15 protein-coding genes and 1 pseudogene are annotated in these 19,074 nt (G+C 59.6%); 12 read left to right on the top strand and 4 right to left on the bottom strand.

What is annotated here, in order from left to right; genetic code table 11:
* Positions 1-67: 67 nt before the first annotated feature.
* From FHT77_RS31200 to FHT77_RS06165, 3 genes are all read left to right on the top strand, one after another.
* A complete protein-coding gene (locus FHT77_RS31200) occupies positions 68-238 on the top strand; it encodes a hypothetical protein (protein ID WP_246719666.1) in 171 nt (56 codons plus the stop codon).
* 82 nt (positions 239-320) lie between these two features.
* Complete coding sequence (locus tag FHT77_RS06160; RefSeq protein ID WP_183753428.1) at positions 321-584, top strand: hypothetical protein; 264 nt, start codon at positions 321-323, stop codon at positions 582-584.
* Positions 585-708: 124 nt separating this feature from the next.
* Positions 709-945, top strand: coding sequence for a hypothetical protein (locus FHT77_RS06165; protein WP_183753430.1), 237 nt, complete (start codon positions 709-711; stop codon positions 943-945).
* 3 nt (positions 946-948) lie between these two features.
* On the opposite strand, the gene FHT77_RS06170 is transcribed toward FHT77_RS06165, so the two are convergent.
* On the bottom strand, positions 949-2,787 hold the full coding sequence (locus tag FHT77_RS06170) for a hypothetical protein (protein ID WP_183753432.1): 1,839 nt from the start codon (positions 2,785-2,787) through the stop codon (positions 949-951).
* Positions 2,788-2,944: 157 nt separating this feature from the next.
* Between FHT77_RS06170 and FHT77_RS06175 the strand changes: the two genes are divergently transcribed.
* Complete coding sequence (locus FHT77_RS06175; protein ID WP_183753434.1) at positions 2,945-3,958, top strand: glycosyltransferase family 2 protein; 1,014 nt, start codon at positions 2,945-2,947, stop codon at positions 3,956-3,958.
* Positions 3,955-4,332 carry a GtrA family protein gene (locus FHT77_RS06180; protein WP_183753436.1) on the top strand — a complete coding sequence of 126 codons (378 nt, stop codon included), beginning with the start codon at positions 3,955-3,957 and terminating at the stop codon, positions 4,330-4,332. The genes FHT77_RS06175 and FHT77_RS06180 overlap by 4 nt, the downstream gene beginning before the upstream one ends.
* A gap of 1 nt (position 4,333) precedes the next feature.
* On the opposite strand, the gene FHT77_RS06185 is transcribed toward FHT77_RS06180, so the two are convergent.
* Positions 4,334-5,320 (bottom strand): Gfo/Idh/MocA family protein, encoded by a 987-nt coding sequence (locus tag FHT77_RS06185; protein WP_183753438.1) that lies wholly within the window; start codon positions 5,318-5,320, stop codon positions 4,334-4,336.
* Positions 5,321-5,501: 181 nt separating this feature from the next.
* Here FHT77_RS06185 and FHT77_RS06190 point away from each other — a divergent pair, with 181 nt between their 5' ends.
* Positions 5,502-6,449 (top strand): aldo/keto reductase, encoded by a 948-nt coding sequence (locus FHT77_RS06190; protein ID WP_183753440.1) that lies wholly within the window; start codon positions 5,502-5,504, stop codon positions 6,447-6,449.
* A gap of 81 nt (positions 6,450-6,530) precedes the next feature.
* Here FHT77_RS06190 and FHT77_RS06195 read toward each other — a convergent pair.
* Positions 6,531-6,764 (bottom strand): annotated as a pseudogene (locus tag FHT77_RS06195) (AAA family ATPase); the annotation flags it as partial.
* A 243-nt stretch (positions 6,765-7,007) separates the two neighbouring features.
* Here FHT77_RS06195 and FHT77_RS06200 point away from each other — a divergent pair.
* Complete coding sequence (locus tag FHT77_RS06200; RefSeq protein WP_183753442.1) at positions 7,008-7,184, top strand: hypothetical protein; 177 nt, start codon at positions 7,008-7,010, stop codon at positions 7,182-7,184.
* A 275-nt stretch (positions 7,185-7,459) separates the two neighbouring features.
* Here FHT77_RS06200 and FHT77_RS06205 read toward each other — a convergent pair whose 3' ends face one another.
* Positions 7,460-8,575, bottom strand: coding sequence for an IS110 family transposase (locus tag FHT77_RS06205; protein ID WP_183753444.1), 1,116 nt, complete (start codon positions 8,573-8,575; stop codon positions 7,460-7,462).
* 159 nt (positions 8,576-8,734) lie between these two features.
* On the opposite strand from FHT77_RS06205, the gene FHT77_RS06210 reads away from it, so the two are divergent.
* The 5 genes from FHT77_RS06210 to FHT77_RS06230 are packed head-to-tail and all read left to right on the top strand — an operon-like array spanning position 8,735 to position 18,990.
* Entirely contained in the window at positions 8,735-13,825 is a 5,091-nt protein-coding gene (locus FHT77_RS06210; protein WP_246719668.1) for a DUF4082 domain-containing protein, read from the top strand.
* 20 nt (positions 13,826-13,845) lie between these two features.
* A complete protein-coding gene (locus FHT77_RS06215; RefSeq protein ID WP_183753446.1) occupies positions 13,846-15,069 on the top strand; it encodes a GTP-binding protein in 1,224 nt (407 codons plus the stop codon).
* Positions 15,070-15,095: 26 nt separating this feature from the next.
* On the top strand, positions 15,096-15,404 hold the full coding sequence (locus FHT77_RS06220) for a hypothetical protein (protein ID WP_183753448.1): 309 nt from the start codon (positions 15,096-15,098) through the stop codon (positions 15,402-15,404).
* Positions 15,405-15,442: 38 nt separating this feature from the next.
* On the top strand, positions 15,443-17,587 hold the full coding sequence (locus tag FHT77_RS06225) for a peptidase domain-containing ABC transporter (RefSeq protein WP_183753450.1): 2,145 nt from the start codon (positions 15,443-15,445) through the stop codon (positions 17,585-17,587).
* Positions 17,584-18,990, top strand: a complete 1,407-nt coding sequence (locus tag FHT77_RS06230; RefSeq protein WP_183753452.1) for an HlyD family type I secretion periplasmic adaptor subunit — start codon at positions 17,584-17,586, stop codon at positions 18,988-18,990. Before FHT77_RS06225 ends, FHT77_RS06230 begins: the two co-directional genes overlap by 4 nt.
* Positions 18,991-19,074 lie beyond the last annotated feature (84 nt).

The raw sequence follows: 19,074 nt of genomic DNA on the forward strand, positions 1-19,074 counted from the left end.
AATTTCGCAACAACGGCTTTTTCGGCTCACGCCCTTGCCGAACCAAGCCGCATCCGGAGAGGAAACCATGGAGATCAGCGTAAGGAAGCTCTTCGACCGGTATGAGCGCTTTTTCAACCAGCCCCTCGGCGGCGACGTAGACAGGGAAGGCGTCGCTTCTGGCTCGACAGGGGGATGTTTTTTCAACCGAATTCGCAAGAGCTCGGCTTTTTCCGTGGCAAATCAATTGCTTCATTGAACCACGCCGCGAAACTCGCGGGACCGTTTTCCCCGACAATCCTTGGAGAGCGATGATCGGGCAAACGACAAAAGGAGTTTGCATGTCCGACCGTTTTGCTTCCCACGCTCCCTCTCTTACTGGTCCGGCAAGCGCCGGCTTCGCCATCGTTCCCAATGACAATCTCGATCTGCCGGAGATTACAAGAGCGGTCTATGTCGGCATCGGCGGAGACTTGGCTGTGACCCTGGCGTCGGGGCAGGTTCTGACCTTTGCCTCTGTTTCAGACGGGTCGCTGCTGCCGCTGCGGGTTTCCCGTGTCCATGCCACCGGTACTACGGCAGAGAGCGTTCTCGGGCTCGCTTAGGTGCCCGTCCCGCCACGGGCGCTCCTGTGCCGATTGCGAACACTGGGGAAAACCGCAACAAACCCTTCCATTAATTGTTCGACAAGACAGACCCGTCTATACTGAAGCAAATCAGGAGATGCTGATGATCGCTTTGACAGCCACCACACTGGGCTTTGCCACTGCGCCAATGCGTTCGATCTTTTCGATGGTGTTGGTCGGCTGCCTCGTCTGCGTCGCCTACGCCTGCGCGGCCCTGATGTCATTGACATCCATTCTGGATCTTGCAGCCGCGATCGTTTGCTATGACGCTGGCCTTCTGATCTGCCTTCTCGGCCTCCACGCTTTCGCGCGTATCCTCGATCGCCGACGCTTCGTCTAAATTCTACGTCCCAGTGGGCACGTAACGAAAGAACCGAATGGGTGCACCTTTGGGCGCTGGAATCGGCCTCAGGTAAGCCGGGACCATTCCCTTAGTCAGCTGCGCGTAAAGACCATCCGGCTTCATTTTGGCGAGCTCCGTGGTCTGCGGATAGTCGGCGCAAAAAGCCAGAACCGTGACCCCTGCACCCTTCAGGAAGGCCTCGGCTTCCTGCGGTTCTGCCAGGCCGATATGCATTTCCGTCAGCATGCCACCTTGGTTTCGATGGTACGGCGCGGCCAGAATCCGGTTCCCTGTAAAGCGGAGAATCGAGACGCCCACGTCGGACGGCGCCGCCACAAGGCCCGGGGGAACATCGGCCAACGGCGCCAGAGCCGACTTCGACGCACAAGAGGTTTTTGTGGACGCCGCTTGCAGGACGCTCTCGTTGTTCACCTGCATACCGATCAGCCCTCCCGTGAGCCCCCAGACTGCCGCCACACTCATAAGAACAGTGGAAAGGTAGCAGAAGGCAGCGGCGACATCCTCGCTGTCGCTGGCCGATAGACGTCGCAGGTCGATGATCAGCAACGTCAGCGGCAGGACCGCGAGAAGATTGGAAAACATCGTGCCGCGCACCTGAAAGGCCGCGATTGCCCAGCTGACGGAAAGAAGGAAAAGAAGGATCAGGTGAATTCGCACCCGGTCCCTGAAAACAAGGCGAAGGATGCAGACGGCTATTGCGAAAACCCCGGTTGCGTAGAAAAAGCCGAGCGTGAACGGATCCCGCTGGTCTAGCGCAACAATCGACTGAGCTTCCTGCACCCCGTCCAACCATAGCGTGACAAGGAGTGGATCGAGGTCAGCCAGCGGGTTGCGGAGGCATTGCGGAGCGATCGTGATCGCAGAGGCGAGGACGACCGCGCCGATCCCGCCCAGAACGACAAACCGCAGCAGCCGGCTTGTTCTGCTGGCGAGGGTGGCGGCACACAGCAACAGCCCGCCGCCAATCGCCGCGAGACTGTAGTAGCCGAGTGACAGGTTATCACAGCTGACTGCCGAATAGAGCCGCGGTGGAACGGTGCCGAAGAAAAGCAGACTGATCGAGAGAGCCAAGGCCAATCCGAAAGCCTTGGCTGCGCCTGCGAACGGCTCGCCTTCCCACGCCCACGAGATGGCAACAACCACGCACGCTGCCGCCACGAAAGGCGTTGTTTCGGCGCCGATGGCAATCGCGGTTGCTGCCGCCAGTCCTGCGACCGCGTAGCTGAGCGGTCGATGGTCTTCGTCGAGCAGCATCGCCGTCATGATGGCGACCAGCGCGAACTGGACATTGTGGTGGTCGATTGCGCCAGGCAGGAAACGGTTGCTGGCGACCAACAGCATTGCGGTCAGCCCTAAGGCGATGTGCATTCCGAACACGCCGCCGATGCGGCGCCCGGCAAGCCCCATGGCCCAGAGACTGGGGACGGTTAGTGAAAGCGGCCAGACGGCAAGCGCAAGCGCCTCTGCCCGCTCCTGCGGGAGAAACAACTCGAAAAATCTGATCAGCGTGGCGATCGGAAGGTCAATTAGGCGGGACCAGTGCATCAACGTGCCCTCGCCGAGACCCATCCGGTATTGCATCAGGTCGAACCAGCCCTGGCCGTTCAGGAAATCGCGCACCTCGACAAGCCGCATACCGTCATCGTTATCCGCGCCGACATAATCCGTGGCGCCAGGCAGCTTCAAAGCCAGGATCGCGGCAACGAGGAGGGCGCTGTAGAGGAGCGCCGAAGGCCACAGCCTGGTCATCATGCTGCGCAGCTTGGCGGTCAACGATGCCGATGTCGGCGCATCGACCATCTGGGCAACATTCGTCATGAAGCGGATCTCACCGTTTTGAGTGGCAACAAAGTAACGCGCTCCTGTCAAGAAACCGTAAAGGTCCCACCGGCCGGCGGTTTTCGCGGGATTCATAGTTAGTTGTTAACGGCCGCCATCTATTCTTGAGCGGATTTCTTTCGCCACGGGTTTGATCATGACTGGATCGCGGATCGACAATCTGAATATTGCGGTGCTCTTACCGTGCTACAACGAGGCCTCGACCATTGGCGCCGTTGTCCGGGGGTTCAGATCTGCGCTGCCGGGCGCCGTGGTGCATGTCTACGACAACAACTCGACGGATGGCACCGCCCTCCACGCGATGCTTGCCGGCGCAAGTGTCGTGCGTGAACGGCGGCAAGGCAAGGGCCACGTTGTCAGGCGCATGTTCGCCGACATCGACGCTGACATCTACATCATGGCGGATGGCGACGCGACGTACTCCCCCGACGACGCCGAGGAACTGATCCGCACGCTGCTGACGGAGCGCGCCGACATGGTCGTCGGCACGCGGCGCGGCGTGCAGGCGGACGCCGGCAGGCAGGGTCACGCCTTCGGCAACAAGATTTTCAACGTGCTCTACCGAACGATCTTTGGAACCGACTTCACCGATATCTTCTCGGGCTACCGCGTCTTCTCGCGACGCTTCGTCAAGAGCTTCCCTGCCGTCTCGGGAGGTTTCGAGATCGAGACGGAAATGTCCGTGCATGCATCGCGTCTGAAGCTGCCGATCAGCGAACTTGAGCTGGACTACGGCCGCCGGCCGGAAGGCTCTCATTCCAAGCTTTCCACATTCAAGGACGGCGCAAAGATCCTTTGGATGTTCGCGATGCTGATGAAGGAAACCCGCCCTTTCGCGTTCTTTGGCATCGTCAGCGCCGCCTTTATGCTGGCCAGTCTGGGATTCATGGCGCCTGTTCTCGTCGAGTATTTTGAAACGGGTCTTGTCAGCCGAATGCCGACATGGGTTCTGTCCATGGCACTGATGATGGTATCATTCATGATGTTTACCGCCGGCGTGATCCTGGACTCCGTTTCGCGCGCCCGCGCCGAACAGCTTCGCATCCACTATATGAGCCTTGCGTCCCCTCGCCCACGCGAGCAGACACCGTTGCTGGTGGATGATCTTGACACTCCCCGACAATTGCCGAGTAGGATCGGCAGCAGATGAAGAAGCTGCTGCGCTTCGCGATTGCAGGCGGCCTTGGCTTTCTCGTGGATGCCGGGGTCTTGGCGTTTTTGTTGCATGTCACGCCACTTGGCCCATTCCTGGCGCGCTTGATAGCGATTGCTCTCGCAATGGCGACGACATGGCTCTTCAACAGAACGTTCACGTTCGATCGCTCGGGACATTCGCTCGCCGTCGAGGGATTTCGCTACGGCTCCGTCGGCGTAACCGCGGCACTGGTTAACTATGGACTCTATTCAGCGCTGTTGCTGCGGCTGCCCGACTTGCAGCCGCTCGCGGCGATGGTGCTCTCCACCGCCGCCTCCATGGTGTTCAGCTTTATCGGCTATTCCCGCTTCGTCTTCCGCCGCGACTGAATCAGACCGGCTCCCAGCCGTCCTTCTCGCTCGCGCGATAGATCGAATCGATGAACTTCTGGCTGAGCTTCGAGCTCTCCAGCGTCACGATCTCTTCATTCTCGCCCTTGGCAGCCCGCGCAAAGGCTTCGGCTTCGCGCTTGTACTGGCGGCTGTCCGGGAAGCGGAAGATCGTCGATTCATTGTGGCTGCGGTTGGTCAGCTCGATTTCCTCGGCGCCCCAGCGGTCGGCGTTGAAGGGCGACTTCACCTCGATAAAGCCATCCGTGCCGTGGAAGACCATGACCTGGCGGTTCGCCATCTGCGTTGCGACATAGAAGGTCAGCTCGAAGTCGCCGAAATCGGCCTTGACGCTCGAATAGATGTCGGTGCCGAACTCAGGGTCGCGGCGAGTAACGGCCTGAACACGGAGCGGCTCCTTGCCGGTCGTGAAGCGGGTGGCGATCGTCGGGTAAACACCGATATCCGGCAACGCCCCGCCGCCGAGCTCGGGGATATTGCGCATGTTGCCGGGATCGCGGTTGAAATAGGTAAATGCGCCCTGGACATGCAGGAGCGTTCCGATCGCGCCATCCGCAATCAGCGAACGGACCTTCCGCCAGACCGGCGTGTAGGTGACCATATAGGCCTCGGTGACGAGAACCTTGTTGCGGTCGCGGGCGGCGATCAGGCTGTCGATCTCATCGGCCTTCAGCGCAATCGGCTTTTCGCAGAGCACGTGCTTGCCGGCGTCAGCGGCCTTGATGGTCCACTCGACATGCTGCGAGGTCGGCAGCGGGATATAGACGGCGTCGATCTTGTCGGAGGCCAGCATCTCCTCGTAGGAACCGAAGGCGTGCGGAACGGAAAAGCGATCCGCCATCTCCCGGGCTCTCGCCAGATTGCGGCTGGCAACCGCCGTCACGACGCAGTTTTCGGCGTCCTGGATGGCGGGGACAACGAGTTCACGGCCGATCTTCGCGGTCGAAAGAATACCAAAACGCAGCATAGCCTCACTCCTCTCCTGGTTCGATTTTTGCGCACCTTAGTAAGGCGACGGCGACGGCGCAATGGCGTGATCACAATTCAAGGAGCAGGTTTCCATCAGGCGGCGGCCGCGCTAGGTTACGTCCCGGCGGCGTTCTGTCGCGTCATCGATTTCAATCAATTCAGCACTTTAGGAGAGCGCCATGGATATGCGCCGTCTTGGAAAAACTGGCCTTTCAATCGCCCCGATCGTCTTCGGCGGCAACGTCTTCGGCTGGACCGCCGACGAGAAGACATCCTTCGACATTCTCGATGCCTTCTTCGACGCCGGGTTCAACACGATTGACACGGCCGACGTCTATTCGGCCTGGGTGCCGGGCAACAAGGGCGGCGATTCCGAGGAGATCATCGGCAAGTGGCTGAAGCGCGGCAAGGTCTCCCGTGACAAGGCTGTGATCATCACCAAGGTCGGCTCCGACATGGGCCAGGGCAAGACGCTGAAGGAAACCTATATCCTGAAGGCGGTCGAGGATTCGCTGCGCCGGCTGCAAACCGACCATATCGATCTCTACCTCTCACATTGGCCTGACGAGAACACGCCCTATGAAGAAACGCTCGGCGCCTTTGCCAAGCTGAAGCAGCAAGGCAAGATCCGCGCGATCGGCTCCTCCAATCTCGACGCGACACAGCTTCAGGCGTCCTTCGATGCCGCCGAGAAGGTCGGCGTGCCGCGCTACGACGTGATCCAGCCGGAATACAATCTCTACGAACGCGCTAACTTCGAGGGACCGCTGGCCGATCTCTGCGTCAAGGAAGATATCGGTGTCATCACCTACTTCAGTCTTGCCGCCGGCTTTCTCTCCGGAAAATACCGCAGCAAGGCCGATACGGAAGGCCGCGCCCGAGAAGGCCGGGTGGCGCAGTATCTCGACGACAAGGGAATGCGCATCCTTGCAGCGCTCGACAAGGTCGCGGCGGAAACCGACGCCAAGCCGGCGGAGATCGCGCTTGCCTGGCTGCTCAGAAAGAAGGGCGTGACGGCGCCGATCGCCAGCGCCACCAGCCTGTCGCAGCTTGACAGCCTAACCAAGTCGGCGACAGTTTCGCTCTCTGACGAGGCAATGGCACTGCTCGACAATGCGGGCGCGTGACGGGAGCCAGCCGATGGCCGTGACGATCCGCTATGCGAAGCGCGAGCACGATGCGCGCTGACGCGAGCTTTTTGGCCGATTAAGTTCCCAGGCGGACAGCGTGCGGGAGGCAATGCCAGCTTCCTTTTCCAAGCCTTCTGCCGCCTTGCCCGCAAGAGCGCCACCAACGACCCTATAACCGGCCGCCGCCCACGCCTCTCGCGCCGCCTTCATCATCGTCGTCTTGCCAGCGCCGGCACAGCCGATCACAGCGGTGATGCGCTCCGATCCGGCGACACGTTCGATCGCAGTTTTCTGCTCATCCGACAGACGGCCATACTGCGAAAGACTTACCGACCCGTGAGCTCGCACGAGCCCTCAGTCTGGCCAGCTTCTTAAGTATTATTTTCATCTAAGCGGTGTAAAATTGAATAAAACATCTCCATAGACAAGATGTAACCCTATTGGTGTATGCGTCGCGATACATCATACCGCTGATTACTGTCGTTCTCTCTTTCCGCAAACATGACAGGATACTTCCCTGGACATGTGTCGCAGTGCGAGTGAGGGGCGTTCGTCATGCTGAGGATCAACATCAAGAACCGCGACTATCTGAGCGCATACGGCGGAACGTCGAGCGTTTACAGCGCAGCGGTCACTGGCAGTGCTCTTCTTGCAAACGCAACAGTAGGTTCCTCAACAGGGGCTCCCCCGATTGCCGACTTGAACGCCGTCGGCTCGGTAAGCTCGCTCTGATGTCCGTTGTCAATGCTCTGGGCGTGTTTAACCGCCCGTTCTGACGAACGACTATTCATGATGATGATCGCGTATGGGTGGAGGCGGAACTCAAGGACGTCGGTGATCAAGCTCTGATGCGCGGGTTGGCTACCGCATTCCCGATTGTGCGTCCGGGGCTGTTCCTATCTTACTGCGGGCGTCGGTCATTTACCGGCCACAAAGCGACTGACGGATGTTCCCCTGCCGTTGTCCCGCCTCCGCCCATGCGCGAGGTGCACGTTCGTTGCCGCGATCTACGATTTGACCGTTTGCGCCTCCCTTGCAACAGCCCACATGAATCCGGCCAGCTCTCGAGCAATCGCAGTGCATACCACTGTCGTCCGCTTTCCTCGTGCGGCTAACATACGGTAGCGAGCCGTCAACCGGCTCTGAGCTTTCCACGCGATCTCGCGCACTTTCGGTGGCGCCGCATCCAAGCGATATAACTTCTTCGCGCCCACCCTCGGAGGATGGCGATATGTCCAGGCGCTTTCAACCAACATGTGGCGGATCCGGCCGTTGCCAGCCTTCGTGATAGAGCCCCGCCGGACTGTCTCACCCGTCGACCGCTCTCCCGGCACTAGACCGAGGTAACCCATCAATTGCCGAGGGCTGTCAAATCTGGTCACATCGCCGACCTCAGTGGCAAAGGTGACAGCAACGATCAAATCGACCCCTCGTAGCGCCTGCAGAGCTCGGACGACCGGCGCGAGAGACCAGTTCGGGATGAATTCTTCAATTACCTTCTCCAGTCGTTCAACACGCTCTTTCGAGACGCGCACCGCCTCGGCCATTTCCTGCAGCGCGATTTGGTGCGCGGGATGGTCGAACTGCTGCTCTTGCAGCCAACGCAGATACCGCATTGTCCAAGTCTTCTTGCCCGGATAGATGCGGCTATGTTTGAGCATGAAGGCACTTATCTGCTGCCGATGAACCCGTAGCGTCTCGACAGCGGAAGCCCGAGCACGAACAAGATCACGTATCGCTTCATGACCCTCGTCAGGAACCCACACCGACGTGAGCTCGCCGGCCCTTAGTAGCCGGGCGAGCGCGAGTGCATCTCGACGGTTCGTCTTCACGCGATCACCAGGTTTCCTCGGGATCAGCGACGGAGCTACGACTGTGCATTCATGGCCGAGCGATAGGATCAGCCGATAAAGGCCGTAACCCGTAGGGCCGGCTTCGTAACAGAAAATTACGCGATCAAATTTTGCAGCTATTCGTTGGATTGTGCGCCGCATACTCGAAGCCGACGCATCAAACTCACCTAAAAAGCGGATCTCGCCCGTGCGGCCGGCGTCGGCGATGGCAATTGCATTCTTCAATTTAGCGACATCGATTCCGACAAAAGCTTCTCTATATTCTGCCACGGCTCGTCCTCCTGTGGTGAGGATCCGGCTCGGCCTACCCGAGCAACCCTCGGAAGACCAGTGTAGGGCGAGCCACCTCAGCCACGAAGACGGACATACGGTCTTACGGGAGCACAGACCACAGCATCTCCTCTGACGAGTGATCCTGCCACGTCGCAAATGTCTCCGGCTTCAGGTGCGCCCTCCACAGGCGATACGACCGGCGGAGCCAGCTTCGCGCTAACGACCGCCGGGGCATCGACGACAAGTTCTTCCACGCCCGACCCACAGACGACAGCGAAGCCACGCACGGTCCTGCCTCCCGATCCTTCCACGCCGATTGCCACGACGTCGCTGGAACCTGCCCTTTCGGCTGCTCCTGAGGTGACACTGCCGGTCTCGGGCGCAAGCGATACATCAAGTGCGCCGATCCTGAGGTTTTCGGCCGCAACCGTAGTAACTGCTGAGGACAATAATTCGTCCGCGTCAGCCCCGACAACCGCAACGGACCCGGCAACGCTGGCCGCAACTGCCCCGGCGGCCCTGGCCGCAACGGCCCCGTTAACAACAGACACTACAGTTACAGCCGCAGCTACTCCTTTGCGAAACAGGATCGCCGACGAGAACTTGAAGCAAGGCGACCCGATCAGTGAATGGGGCCTCGACGGCGACGGCGGCGGGACCATTCAGGGTTTTGCTACCGAAATCAGCACCAATGTCGGCGGCACCGTAGACTTCAAGATCGCAACGGACTCGACTCACTACCGCATCGACATTTATCGTCTCGGCTATTACGGCGGCGACGGCGCGCGCAAGGTAGCGTCGATTGACAAGTCGCTGACGACGGCCCAGATCCAGCCGCACCCCATCGTCGACATGTCGCTTGGCCTTATCGACTGTGGCAACTGGTCGGTTTCAGCGAGCTGGCAGATTCCGGATGACGCAGTATCGGGCGTGTACATCGCCAAACTGGTGCGGGAGGACGGGACCGAAGACGCAAGCATCATTCCGTTTGTCGTGCGCGACGATGCTTCGCACAGCGACATCGTCTTCCAGACCTCCGATACGACCTGGCAGGCCTACAACGCATGGGGTGGGGCGAGCCTCTACGAAGGCAATGTACCGGTCGACCCAGCAGACATGATCGGCTACATGCCTCCAAACTGCAGTTGCGGCCTGACTGCGATTGGGCGTGCATCGGCAATCAGCTACAACCGCCCGATCATCACCAATACAAGCGCGATGGGAGGAACGTGGGACTACATCTTTGGCGCCGAGCACTCAGCAATCCAATGGCTTGAGCAGAACGGCTATGACGTCTCCTACATCTCCGGCGTCGATGCGTCTCGCAATGGCAATCTGCTCCTTAACCATCAAGCTTACCTCTCCGTTGGTCACGACGAATACTGGTCAGCCGAACAGCGCACTAACGTCGAAGCGGCCCGTGATAGCGGCGTCAACCTAGCATTCTGGAGCGGAAATGAATGCTACTGGAAAGTACGATGGGAAAGCAGCATTGATGGCAACGGCCAAGCCTACCGGACCATGGTTTGCTACAAGGAGACTTGGGGGACCAGCACGGATCCGAGCGACATCGGCACCGGCACTTGGCGCGATCCACGCTATGCCGACCCCGGACAGGAGCCGGAGAACTCGCTGACCGGAACCATGTTCACGGTCGACAGCTATCGCTCCGATACAATTTCAATACCTTATGACTATTCGAACCTGCGTTTCTGGCGAAACACCGACGTTGCCAACCTCCAGCCCGGAGAAACATACAATCTCGTCCAGAACCTGCTTGGCTATGAATGGGATTCCGACGTCGAAAATGGGTTCCGGCCAGACGGGCTGATCAACCTGTCTCTGTCCACAGTGGCAGTGAACACCTATCTTCGGGACTATGGCACTACCATCGGCGATGCCGTCGTAAATCATAGCCTGACGATGTATCGAGCCGCAAGCGGAGCGCTGGTATTCGGCGCAGGCACCGTATTCTGGTCGTGGGGATTGAACGATCAGCATGAAGGACCGGAAACGCCGACAGACCCGAACGTCCAGCAGGCTATGGTCAACATGTTCGCGGATATGGGAATCCAGCCAACGACGCTGGATGCCAGCCTTATTCTCGCGACGCAGTCCACTGACCACCTGAAGCCAACATCAACGATTACGTCGCCAATCATCGGTGCGAGTTTTGTCGAAGGCCAGCACGTCACGATCACTGGAACGGCCCAGGACTTCGGCGGCGGCATTATCGCCGGTATCGAGGTGTCTACTGACGGCGGCCAGCATTGGTTCAAGGCAACCGGCCGTGAAAACTGGAGCTACAACTGGGTCGTCCAGGCGAGCGGCACCTACACGATCATGTCGCGTGCCGTCGACGACAGCGTCAACCTGGAGACGCCATCGTCCGGAAAGCAGGTCACTGTCACACTGCCGGACACGACCGGTCTTTGGACACTGGCCTCCAAGCCCACGCTCGAGACTGCGGTCGACCGCGACGGCGTCGAACTCGGGGTCCGTTTTCAGTCCACCACCGGCGGCTATATCGAGGGGATTCGCTTCTACAAAGGCTTCTACAACGTTGGTGAACATAAAGTCAGTTTGTGGGACGCCAGTGGGACACTGCTTGCCACGGGCGTATCGACGGGCGAGTCCCTTTCAGGCTGGCAAACAGTCACCTTTTCCACTCCAATTCATATCCCCGCGGGGACGACCTTCGTTGCCTCCTATCACAGCAACGGCTTCTATTCAGTCACCGAGAACTATTTCACTCCTGGCTCGACCTATACCAATGGCGTGCTGAAGGCAGTTGATGGGGGTGGTGTTTATGCATATGGCGCCACCAGTACCTTCCCGGGCAACAACCCTGGCGGATCAAACTACTGGGTTGATGTTGTGTTTGACGCTGGTCCGAACAGCATACCCGTGGCAACCGACGACAGCGGCTTTACCATCTCCCGCAATGGCGTTTTGACAATGTCATTTGCCTCGCTGACAGCCAACGATACTGACGCCAATGGTGATGCGCTGACGATCATCGGCGTTGGCAATGCAGTCAACGGAACGGTTGCGCTGGACACTCAAACCGGCAACGTGATCTTTACACCGAATGCCAACTACATCGGGCCGGCAAGCTTCAGCTACACCCTTTCCGACGGACGGGGTGGCACGGACCAGGGGAGCGTGAGCCTTTCCGTGGACGAAGTTGCGGCCGGCGTTTCGCTGTTTCAGCCGAACGAAGGTCCCACGGGGCAGGCGTTTACCGACAATTCTGCAGTCGAGTTGGGCATGAAGTTCACCTCGTCGAGCAGCGGTTCGATCACCGGAATTCGTTTCTATAAGGCGTCCGGCGATACGGGTACCCACACTGGTTCGATCTGGAGCACTGACGGCACGCTCCTGACGACTGTAACTTTCACCAACGAGTCTCTCAGCGGTTGGCAAACCGCAAAGTTCTCCAGCCCGATCCAGATCCAGGCCGGGGTAACCTACGTCGCATCGTATCACACGACCGGGACCTATGTGGCAACTGTCGGCTACTTCAACACTGCGCATACCAACGGAGCCCTCACCGGCGTTTCCGCGACCGCGAGCGGAGGGAACGGCGTCTTTTCCTACGGCACCGGCACGACTTTCCCAACATCCAGCTATCAGGCATCCAATTACTGGGTCGATGTCGTATTCAATCAATCGACGGTGAATTCGGTGCCTGTTGCAGCCAACGATAACGGCTTCAGCACCTACTCGAGCACGGCACTATCCATTGCGGCAGCAGCCCTCCTGGCGAACGACAACGACCCGGATGGCGACCCGTTGTCGATCACGGGCGTTGCAAACGGGGCAAACGGCACAGTCACTTTCGATAGCGTGACAAATACGATCGTGTTCACTCCGACAACAGGATACGTCGGCGCGGCAAATTTCTCGTACACGATCGCAGATGGCCGCGGCGGCACCGCCTCGGCAACCGTCAGCCTGACGGTTGGCGCACAGCCAACGGGCACAGGCCTGTTTTCGTCAACCGACACGCCCACCATTGCTGCGGACAATGATCCAGGATCGGTGGAACTCGGCGTCAAGTTCACCTCTTCCGAAAGGGGCGAGATTACCGGCCTGCGCTACTACAAGAGCGCGCAAGACACCGGCACGCACGTCGGTTCACTCTGGAGCAGCACCGGCGTCTTGCTTGCGTCCGCAACCTTCACGAACGAGACAGCAAGCGGCTGGCAAACGGTAACCTTCTCGCAACCTGTCAGCATCTCCGCAGGCGTTACCTATGTGGCAAGCTATCATTCGAACGGCTTCTATGCGGCCACGCCAAACTATTTCACGACCAGCCACTCAAACGGCACTCTGACCGCATCTTCTACGGGCAATGGCGTTTATGCCTACGGCACAGGCAGCCTCTTCCCGAGCGCGACCTACAATTTGACCAACTATTGGGTCGACGTTCTTTATCAGCCAGCGACTCAAAACGCTGCCCCAGTTGCTGCGAACGACTCCGGAATATCAGGTGTTGCAAACACCCAATTGACGATCCTCGCCTCGGCATTGCTCGCCAACGACAGCGACCCCGATGGCGACGCGATTTCCGTCACCAGTGTCGGCAACGCGCTGCACGGAACGGTGTCCTTCGACAGCCAGTCGAATATGATCACCTTCACGCCGGAAACGGGCTACACCGGATCTGCGAGCTTTTCCTACACCATCGCCGATACGAAGGGTGCAACGTCCACTGCGCAGGCATCCCTCAACATTTCCAACGAAGGCAGCGAGCAGAATGTCTTCGCCGCCGGTACGACGCCGGCGATCGTCTCCGTCAATGACAACAGCCCGGTCAATCTCGGCATGAAATTCCAGTCGGATGCAGCGGGCTGGATCACCGGTATTCGCTTCTACAAGAGCGCGGAAAATACCGGAGCACACACAGGCTATCTCTGGACAGCAAGTGGCACCCTGCTGGCGAGCGCCACCTTCACCAACGAGAGCGCAAGCGGTTGGCAATCTGTCGATCTCTCGCAGCAGGTCGCCATCGATGCCGGCTCGACATACGTCGTATCCTACAGCACGAACGGCAATTACTCGGCAACCGGCAACTACTTCAGCGACACAACGACAAACGGCAATCTGCAGGCCATGTCGTCGGCGCTGAGCGGTGGTAACGGCGTGTATGCCTATGGCTCCAGCGGGCTGTTCCCGACGAGCACATTCAACAGCACCAACTACTACGTGGACGTGGCATTCAGGCAGCAGCTCGCAGCGTAACAGCGAGTGGGGGAGTATCAATGACAGGTGGCGACAAGCGCCTCCCAGTAACGGTTTTGGCGGGTTTCCTCGGCGCGGGAAAGACAACCATCCTCAACCATGTATTGCGTAACCGGGAAGGACGCCGGGTTGCCGTCATCGTCAATGACATGAGCGAAATCAATATTGATGCCGAGCTCGTTCGTGATGGGGGTGCCAACCTGTCGCGCACCAATGAAACCCTGGTGGAACTCACCAACGGCTGCATCTGTTGCACGCTGCGTGACGATCTGTTGAGCGAAGTGCGTCGGCTTGCTGCCGACGGTCGCTTCGACTATCTGCTCATCGAGGGCACCGGCATCGCCGAACCTCTGCCGATCGCCGCTACATTCTCTTTTCGCGACGAAAACGGCAGCGCGCTTTGCGACATTGCGCGGCTTGATACAATGGTGTCGGTCGTCGACGCGGCAAACCTCCTGGCGGATTACTCGAGCGTCGATTTCCTGAGCGATCGCGGCGAAACTCGCGACACCGATGACGTACGAACGCTTGTAGACCTGCTCGTAGAGCAGATCGAATTTGCCGATGTGGTCGTGATCAACAAGGTTTCCGAGGTCAGTTCCGAGACCCGCGCGATGGTGCGCCAGATCGTTGCGGCACTCAATCCCGATGCTCGCGTCATCGAGACGGACTTCGGCCATCTCCCGCTTTCCACCATTCTGGACACCGGCCTTTTCAGCGAGGCCAAGTCGGCCCGTCACCCGTACTGGCACAAGGAGCTCTATGGCTGGGGCGACCATGTTCCGGAAACCGAGGAGTACGGGATCTCAAGCTTCGTCTATCGCGCACGCCGTCCTTTCGACCCCGCTGCGCTCGACCGCTTTCTCGCGCAGCAGTGGCCGGGCCTCATTCGCGCCAAGGGACACTTTTGGTTGGCGACGCGGCCGAACGAGATCGGGCTCCTTTCGATTGCCGGTACACAGCGACGCATGGACACCAAGGGCTTCTGGTGGGCAAGCGTGTCAAAGGCGCATTGGCCACGCTATCCGCAGTTCCGCCAATTGCTCGACCGCTATTGGGACGCCGTATGGGGCGATCGCCGCCAGGAACTCGTGTTCATCGGCGCCGGCTTCGATAAGCGGGCGATCAGCGCCGCGCTCGACGATTGCCTGATCGGAGACGAAGCAAGCTTCGACCCCGATCTCGGTAGGCATCTCGCGGATCCGTTCCCGGCCTGGCAACACGCACAACATCACCATCCATGATCAGCTATCGAAACGAGGAGACGACAATGAGCAATGAACTCTATGCAGATGGAATTGGCGAAATCACCGTTACCGGCACCATCGTGCGCATCGATCTGATGTCGCTGTCGGCCACCGAGCGCGATGCGAGCAACAACCCGAAGCCGGTCTTCCGCCAACGCATTATCTTGCCGGTCGACGCGTTCGCGAATGCGGTCGACCTGATGCAGAAGGCGCTTGGCGGGCTTGTCGAGGCGGGTGCAGTGCGTCGCATCAACGACCTGCCATCGGCCCCCAAGGCTGAAATCATTCAGCCGTCTGGTGCATCGGCAAACGCCTCGCCGAACTTCAACTGACCAACGCCTCTTCTTCAACGCAGACACCCGGGTGGGCCATGAGTACGTTTTTGCACACCAATCTACACTGCCTTGCTCTCGTCGCACGCCATCACGGCGTCGATCTATCTCCCGAACGCCTGCAGCACGACTACGCAGTCGACGAGCGGCCGGTCGAAATGCGGCAGCTGCTGCGCATGGCGAAGGATGCCGGATTGCGCGCGCGGCAGATCAGCCTTTCCTGGACATCACTCGTCCAGTTGGGCGAGGCCTTCCCGGTTCTGGCGGAACTCGACAACGGCAACTGGGTCGTCATTGCCGGCCCGGCCATGGGTGAAGAAGAGGCAAAAATCAGGGTTCTCGACCCGCTCGCCGAGCGCCCTGACTTCATTCTCCTGAACGAGGAGCAGTTCACCAGGTCCTGGCGGGGATCCGTCGTGATGATGAAGCGAAACTTCAGCATCAACGATGCCGACCAGCCTTTCGGCTTCCGCTGGTTCATTCCCGAGATCATCAAGCAGCGCAGCTTCTTCCGCGATGTTGCCCTTGCCGCCATCGTTCTCTACGGCCTTGGCCTGATGACGCCGATCTTCTTTCAGCTTGTCATCGACAAGGTGCTGGTCCATCAGAGCTACGCAACGCTGACGGTCCTGACCATTGGCATCGGCATTGCCCTTGTCTTCGATGCTGCCTTCAGCTTCCTACGCCGTTACCTGTTGCTCTATGCGACGAACCGGATCGATATCCGCATCGCGACACGCACGTTCGGGCATCTGCTCAATCTTCCAATCGCCTTGTTCGAGCAGGCTTCGGCGGGCGTCCTCGTGAAGCACATGCAGCAGACAGGCAGGATTCGCGAGTTTCTGACCGGCCGCCTGTTTCTGACGCTTCTCGACGGCGTGTCATTGCTGGTCTTCATTCCGATCCTGCTTCTTTACAGCGTCAAGCTGACCCTCGTCGTCATCGGATTTGCCGCCCTTGTCGGCCTCGTCGTCATGCTTCTGGTCGGCCCCTTCCAGCGTCGTCTCCAGGCGCTTTACAAGGCGGAAGGCGACCGCCAGGCTTTGCTCGTTGAAACCGTCCACGGCATGCGCACCGTCAAATCGCTGGCGCTTGAACCACGCCAGCGCCGCGCCTGGGACGACTATTCGGCGCAATCGATTTCCGTCCGGTTCCGTGTCGAGAAAATCTCGACGGCCGCCCAATCGATGACCGGGCTCCTCGAAAAGCTGATGAGCGTTGCGATCATCGGGCTCGGCGCTCTCGACGTCTTCAGCGGCGCGATGACGATTGGCGCATTGGTCGCATTCAACATGCTCGCCGGTCGCGTGTCTGGCCCGCTTGTCCAGATCGTGACGATGGTTCACGAGTACCAGGAAGTTGCGCTTTCGGTGCGGATGCTGGGTGAGATCATGAACCAGCGCCCGGAACAGGCTGGCCGCGGGCGCGGCATTCGCCCGCACCTCCGAGGCAACATCCAGTTCGACAAGGTGACGTTCCGCTACGGACCAGATGGCCCGCCGGCACTCGACGATGTCTCCTTCAACATTCCTGCCGGCTCCGTCTTCGGCGTCGTTGGCAAGAGCGGTTCCGGCAAGACGACGATCACGCGACTGATCCAGGGTCTCTATCAGAACCAGCAGGGTATTGTGCGGATGGACGGCTATGACAGCCGCGAAATCGACCTTGTGCATCTCAGGACGAGCACCGGTGTCGTGCTGCAGGACAACTTCCTTTTCCGCGGCACTGTTCGCGAAAACATCGCGGCGGCAAAGCCCGACGCAAGTATCGAGGAAATCATGGAGGTGGCACGCATTGCCGGCGCCGAAGAGTTCATCGAGCGCCTTCCGCGCGGTTTCGACACGATGCTGGAGGAAAACGCCTCGAACCTGTCGGGCGGGCAGAAACAGCGTCTGGCAATTGCCCGGGCACTCATCACCGATCCGAAACTGCTGATCCTGGACGAGGCCACCAGCGCGCTCGACCCCGACAGCGAAACGATCATTCGCCAAAACCTCAGCCAGATCGCGGCCGGGCGAACGGTGGTTATCGTTTCTCACCGCCTCTCCACGCTTGTGGATGCGGACGCCATTCTCGTCGTCGAACGCGGCAAGATCGCCGATATCGGCAGGCATGATCAACTGGTCACACGCTGCATGACATACCGTCACCTGTGGTCCCAGCAGATGAGGCAGGTAGCATGAACGCGCGCGCTGAAAAGCCAAGAGAGAATCTTCCAGTTCCAGCACCCGCCCCGGTCACTCAACCGGCGCTCAGGCGCTCGCTGCCAGCCGCGATCGCAGAGTTCCAGTCCGATGCCGTTGAGTTGGAGGAGCGCGCTCCGCCAAGGGTTGCCCGCATGACGCTCTACGGCATCACCGCGCTGATCGCCGCGGCAATCGTCTGGGCGTCCGTTTCGTCGATAGACGAGGTCGTCGTTGCGCCCGGCAAACTGATCACGACGCAGCCGACCATCGTCGTGCAGCCTCTCGAAACGTCAATCATCCGGACGATCAATGTCGCAGCCGGCGAGATCGTTAAGAAAGGTCAGGTGCTCGCGACGCTCGATGCGACATTCAGCCAATCTGACGTCGATCAGCAACGGGCAAAGTTCGCGGCTCTCGACGCCCAGGTGAAACGCCTCGAAGCCGAGCTTGCCGGTACCGACTACACCCAGACGGCCGGCGGATCCCGCGACGAGCTGCTTCAGATGCAGTTGTTCGGGCAGCGACGCGCCTATTACATGGCGCAGCTGCAGAACTACGACCAGCAGATTGCGGCGCAGGCCGCGACGATCACTTCGAGCCGAAACCAGGAGGCGGTCCTTGCCAATCGACGCGATACGCTGTCACAGATCGAGGGTGCCCGCGAACGGCTTTACAATCGCGAAAGCGGATCCTTGATAACATTGCTTGGATCGCGCGACGCTCGCCTGGATGTCGAGACCAGTCTTAGCGCTGTCCAGGGCCGGGCAGATGAGGCAGAGCATACCTTCGCCAAGCTAAAGGCGGATCGACAAGCGTTCATCGAAGACTTCCGACGCGCCGCCATGGAGCAACTGGTCGATCTGCGCAGCCAGCGCGACACCGCCGCTCAGGAACTGAAGAAGATGGAGCTTCGGCGTGACATGGTTGCACTGACGGCACCTGCGGATGCAGTCGTGCTTGATCTTGCCGCACGCTCGGTTGGCTCCGTGGTTCGAGAAGCCGAGCCCATTGTAACGCTGGTGCCGCTCAATGTACCGCTGGAAGCCGAGGTTTCGGTCAATACCCGCGACATCGGCCGCATTACCAATGGCAAGGAAGCGCGCATCAAGTTTGACGCCTATCCGTTCCAAAAGTTCGGCACTGCATCCGGGACGGTCAGAACGGTGAGCCGCGACGCCTTCACCCCATCGCAGCAGGAGGCCGCAACCCAGACGGCGGCCCCTTATTTCAAGGCACTCATACCGCTCGCTGACCCAAGGCTAAAGGGCTCGGACGAGCCCGTGCGTCTGCTGCCCGGTATGACGGTTTCAGCCGAGATTATGGTGGGGCATCGTACCGTCATCTCCTACTTCCTCTATCCCATCTTGAGAGGACTCGACACCGCAATCCGCGAGCCCTGAAAACGCCAGATGGCCGCTGGCGCCGCAAATGCTTGACGGGGCCGCTTTATCGCCTCCCCAAGCGGCCCCGACAATATGACAGGT

Source organism: Rhizobium sp. BK181 (genome assembly GCF_014193305.1).
Lineage (GTDB): Bacteria > Pseudomonadota > Alphaproteobacteria > Rhizobiales > Rhizobiaceae > Rhizobium.

Excerpts from the sequence above, each read along its gene's own strand:
- FHT77_RS31200 (WP_246719666.1), top strand. The coding sequence starts at position 68 with ATGGAGATCAGCGTAAGGAAGCTCTTCGACCGGTATGAGCGCTTTTTC.
- FHT77_RS06160 (WP_183753428.1), top strand. The coding sequence starts at position 321 with ATGTCCGACCGTTTTGCTTCCCACGCTCCCTCTCTTACTGGTCCGGCA.
- FHT77_RS06165 (WP_183753430.1), top strand. The coding sequence starts at position 709 with ATGATCGCTTTGACAGCCACCACACTGGGCTTTGCCACTGCGCCAATG.
- FHT77_RS06170 (WP_183753432.1), bottom strand. The coding sequence starts at position 2,787 with ATGACGAATGTTGCCCAGATGGTCGATGCGCCGACATCGGCATCGTTG.
- FHT77_RS06175 (WP_183753434.1), top strand. The coding sequence starts at position 2,945 with ATGACTGGATCGCGGATCGACAATCTGAATATTGCGGTGCTCTTACCG.
- FHT77_RS06180 (WP_183753436.1), top strand. The coding sequence starts at position 3,955 with ATGAAGAAGCTGCTGCGCTTCGCGATTGCAGGCGGCCTTGGCTTTCTC.
- FHT77_RS06185 (WP_183753438.1), bottom strand. The coding sequence starts at position 5,320 with ATGCTGCGTTTTGGTATTCTTTCGACCGCGAAGATCGGCCGTGAACTC.
- FHT77_RS06190 (WP_183753440.1), top strand. The coding sequence starts at position 5,502 with ATGGATATGCGCCGTCTTGGAAAAACTGGCCTTTCAATCGCCCCGATC.
- FHT77_RS06200 (WP_183753442.1), top strand. The coding sequence starts at position 7,008 with ATGCTGAGGATCAACATCAAGAACCGCGACTATCTGAGCGCATACGGC.
- FHT77_RS06210 (WP_246719668.1), top strand. The coding sequence starts at position 8,735 with ATGTCTCCGGCTTCAGGTGCGCCCTCCACAGGCGATACGACCGGCGGA.
- FHT77_RS06215 (WP_183753446.1), top strand. The coding sequence starts at position 13,846 with ATGACAGGTGGCGACAAGCGCCTCCCAGTAACGGTTTTGGCGGGTTTC.
- FHT77_RS06220 (WP_183753448.1), top strand. The coding sequence starts at position 15,096 with ATGAGCAATGAACTCTATGCAGATGGAATTGGCGAAATCACCGTTACC.
- FHT77_RS06225 (WP_183753450.1), top strand. The coding sequence starts at position 15,443 with ATGAGTACGTTTTTGCACACCAATCTACACTGCCTTGCTCTCGTCGCA.
- FHT77_RS06230 (WP_183753452.1), top strand. The coding sequence starts at position 17,584 with ATGAACGCGCGCGCTGAAAAGCCAAGAGAGAATCTTCCAGTTCCAGCA.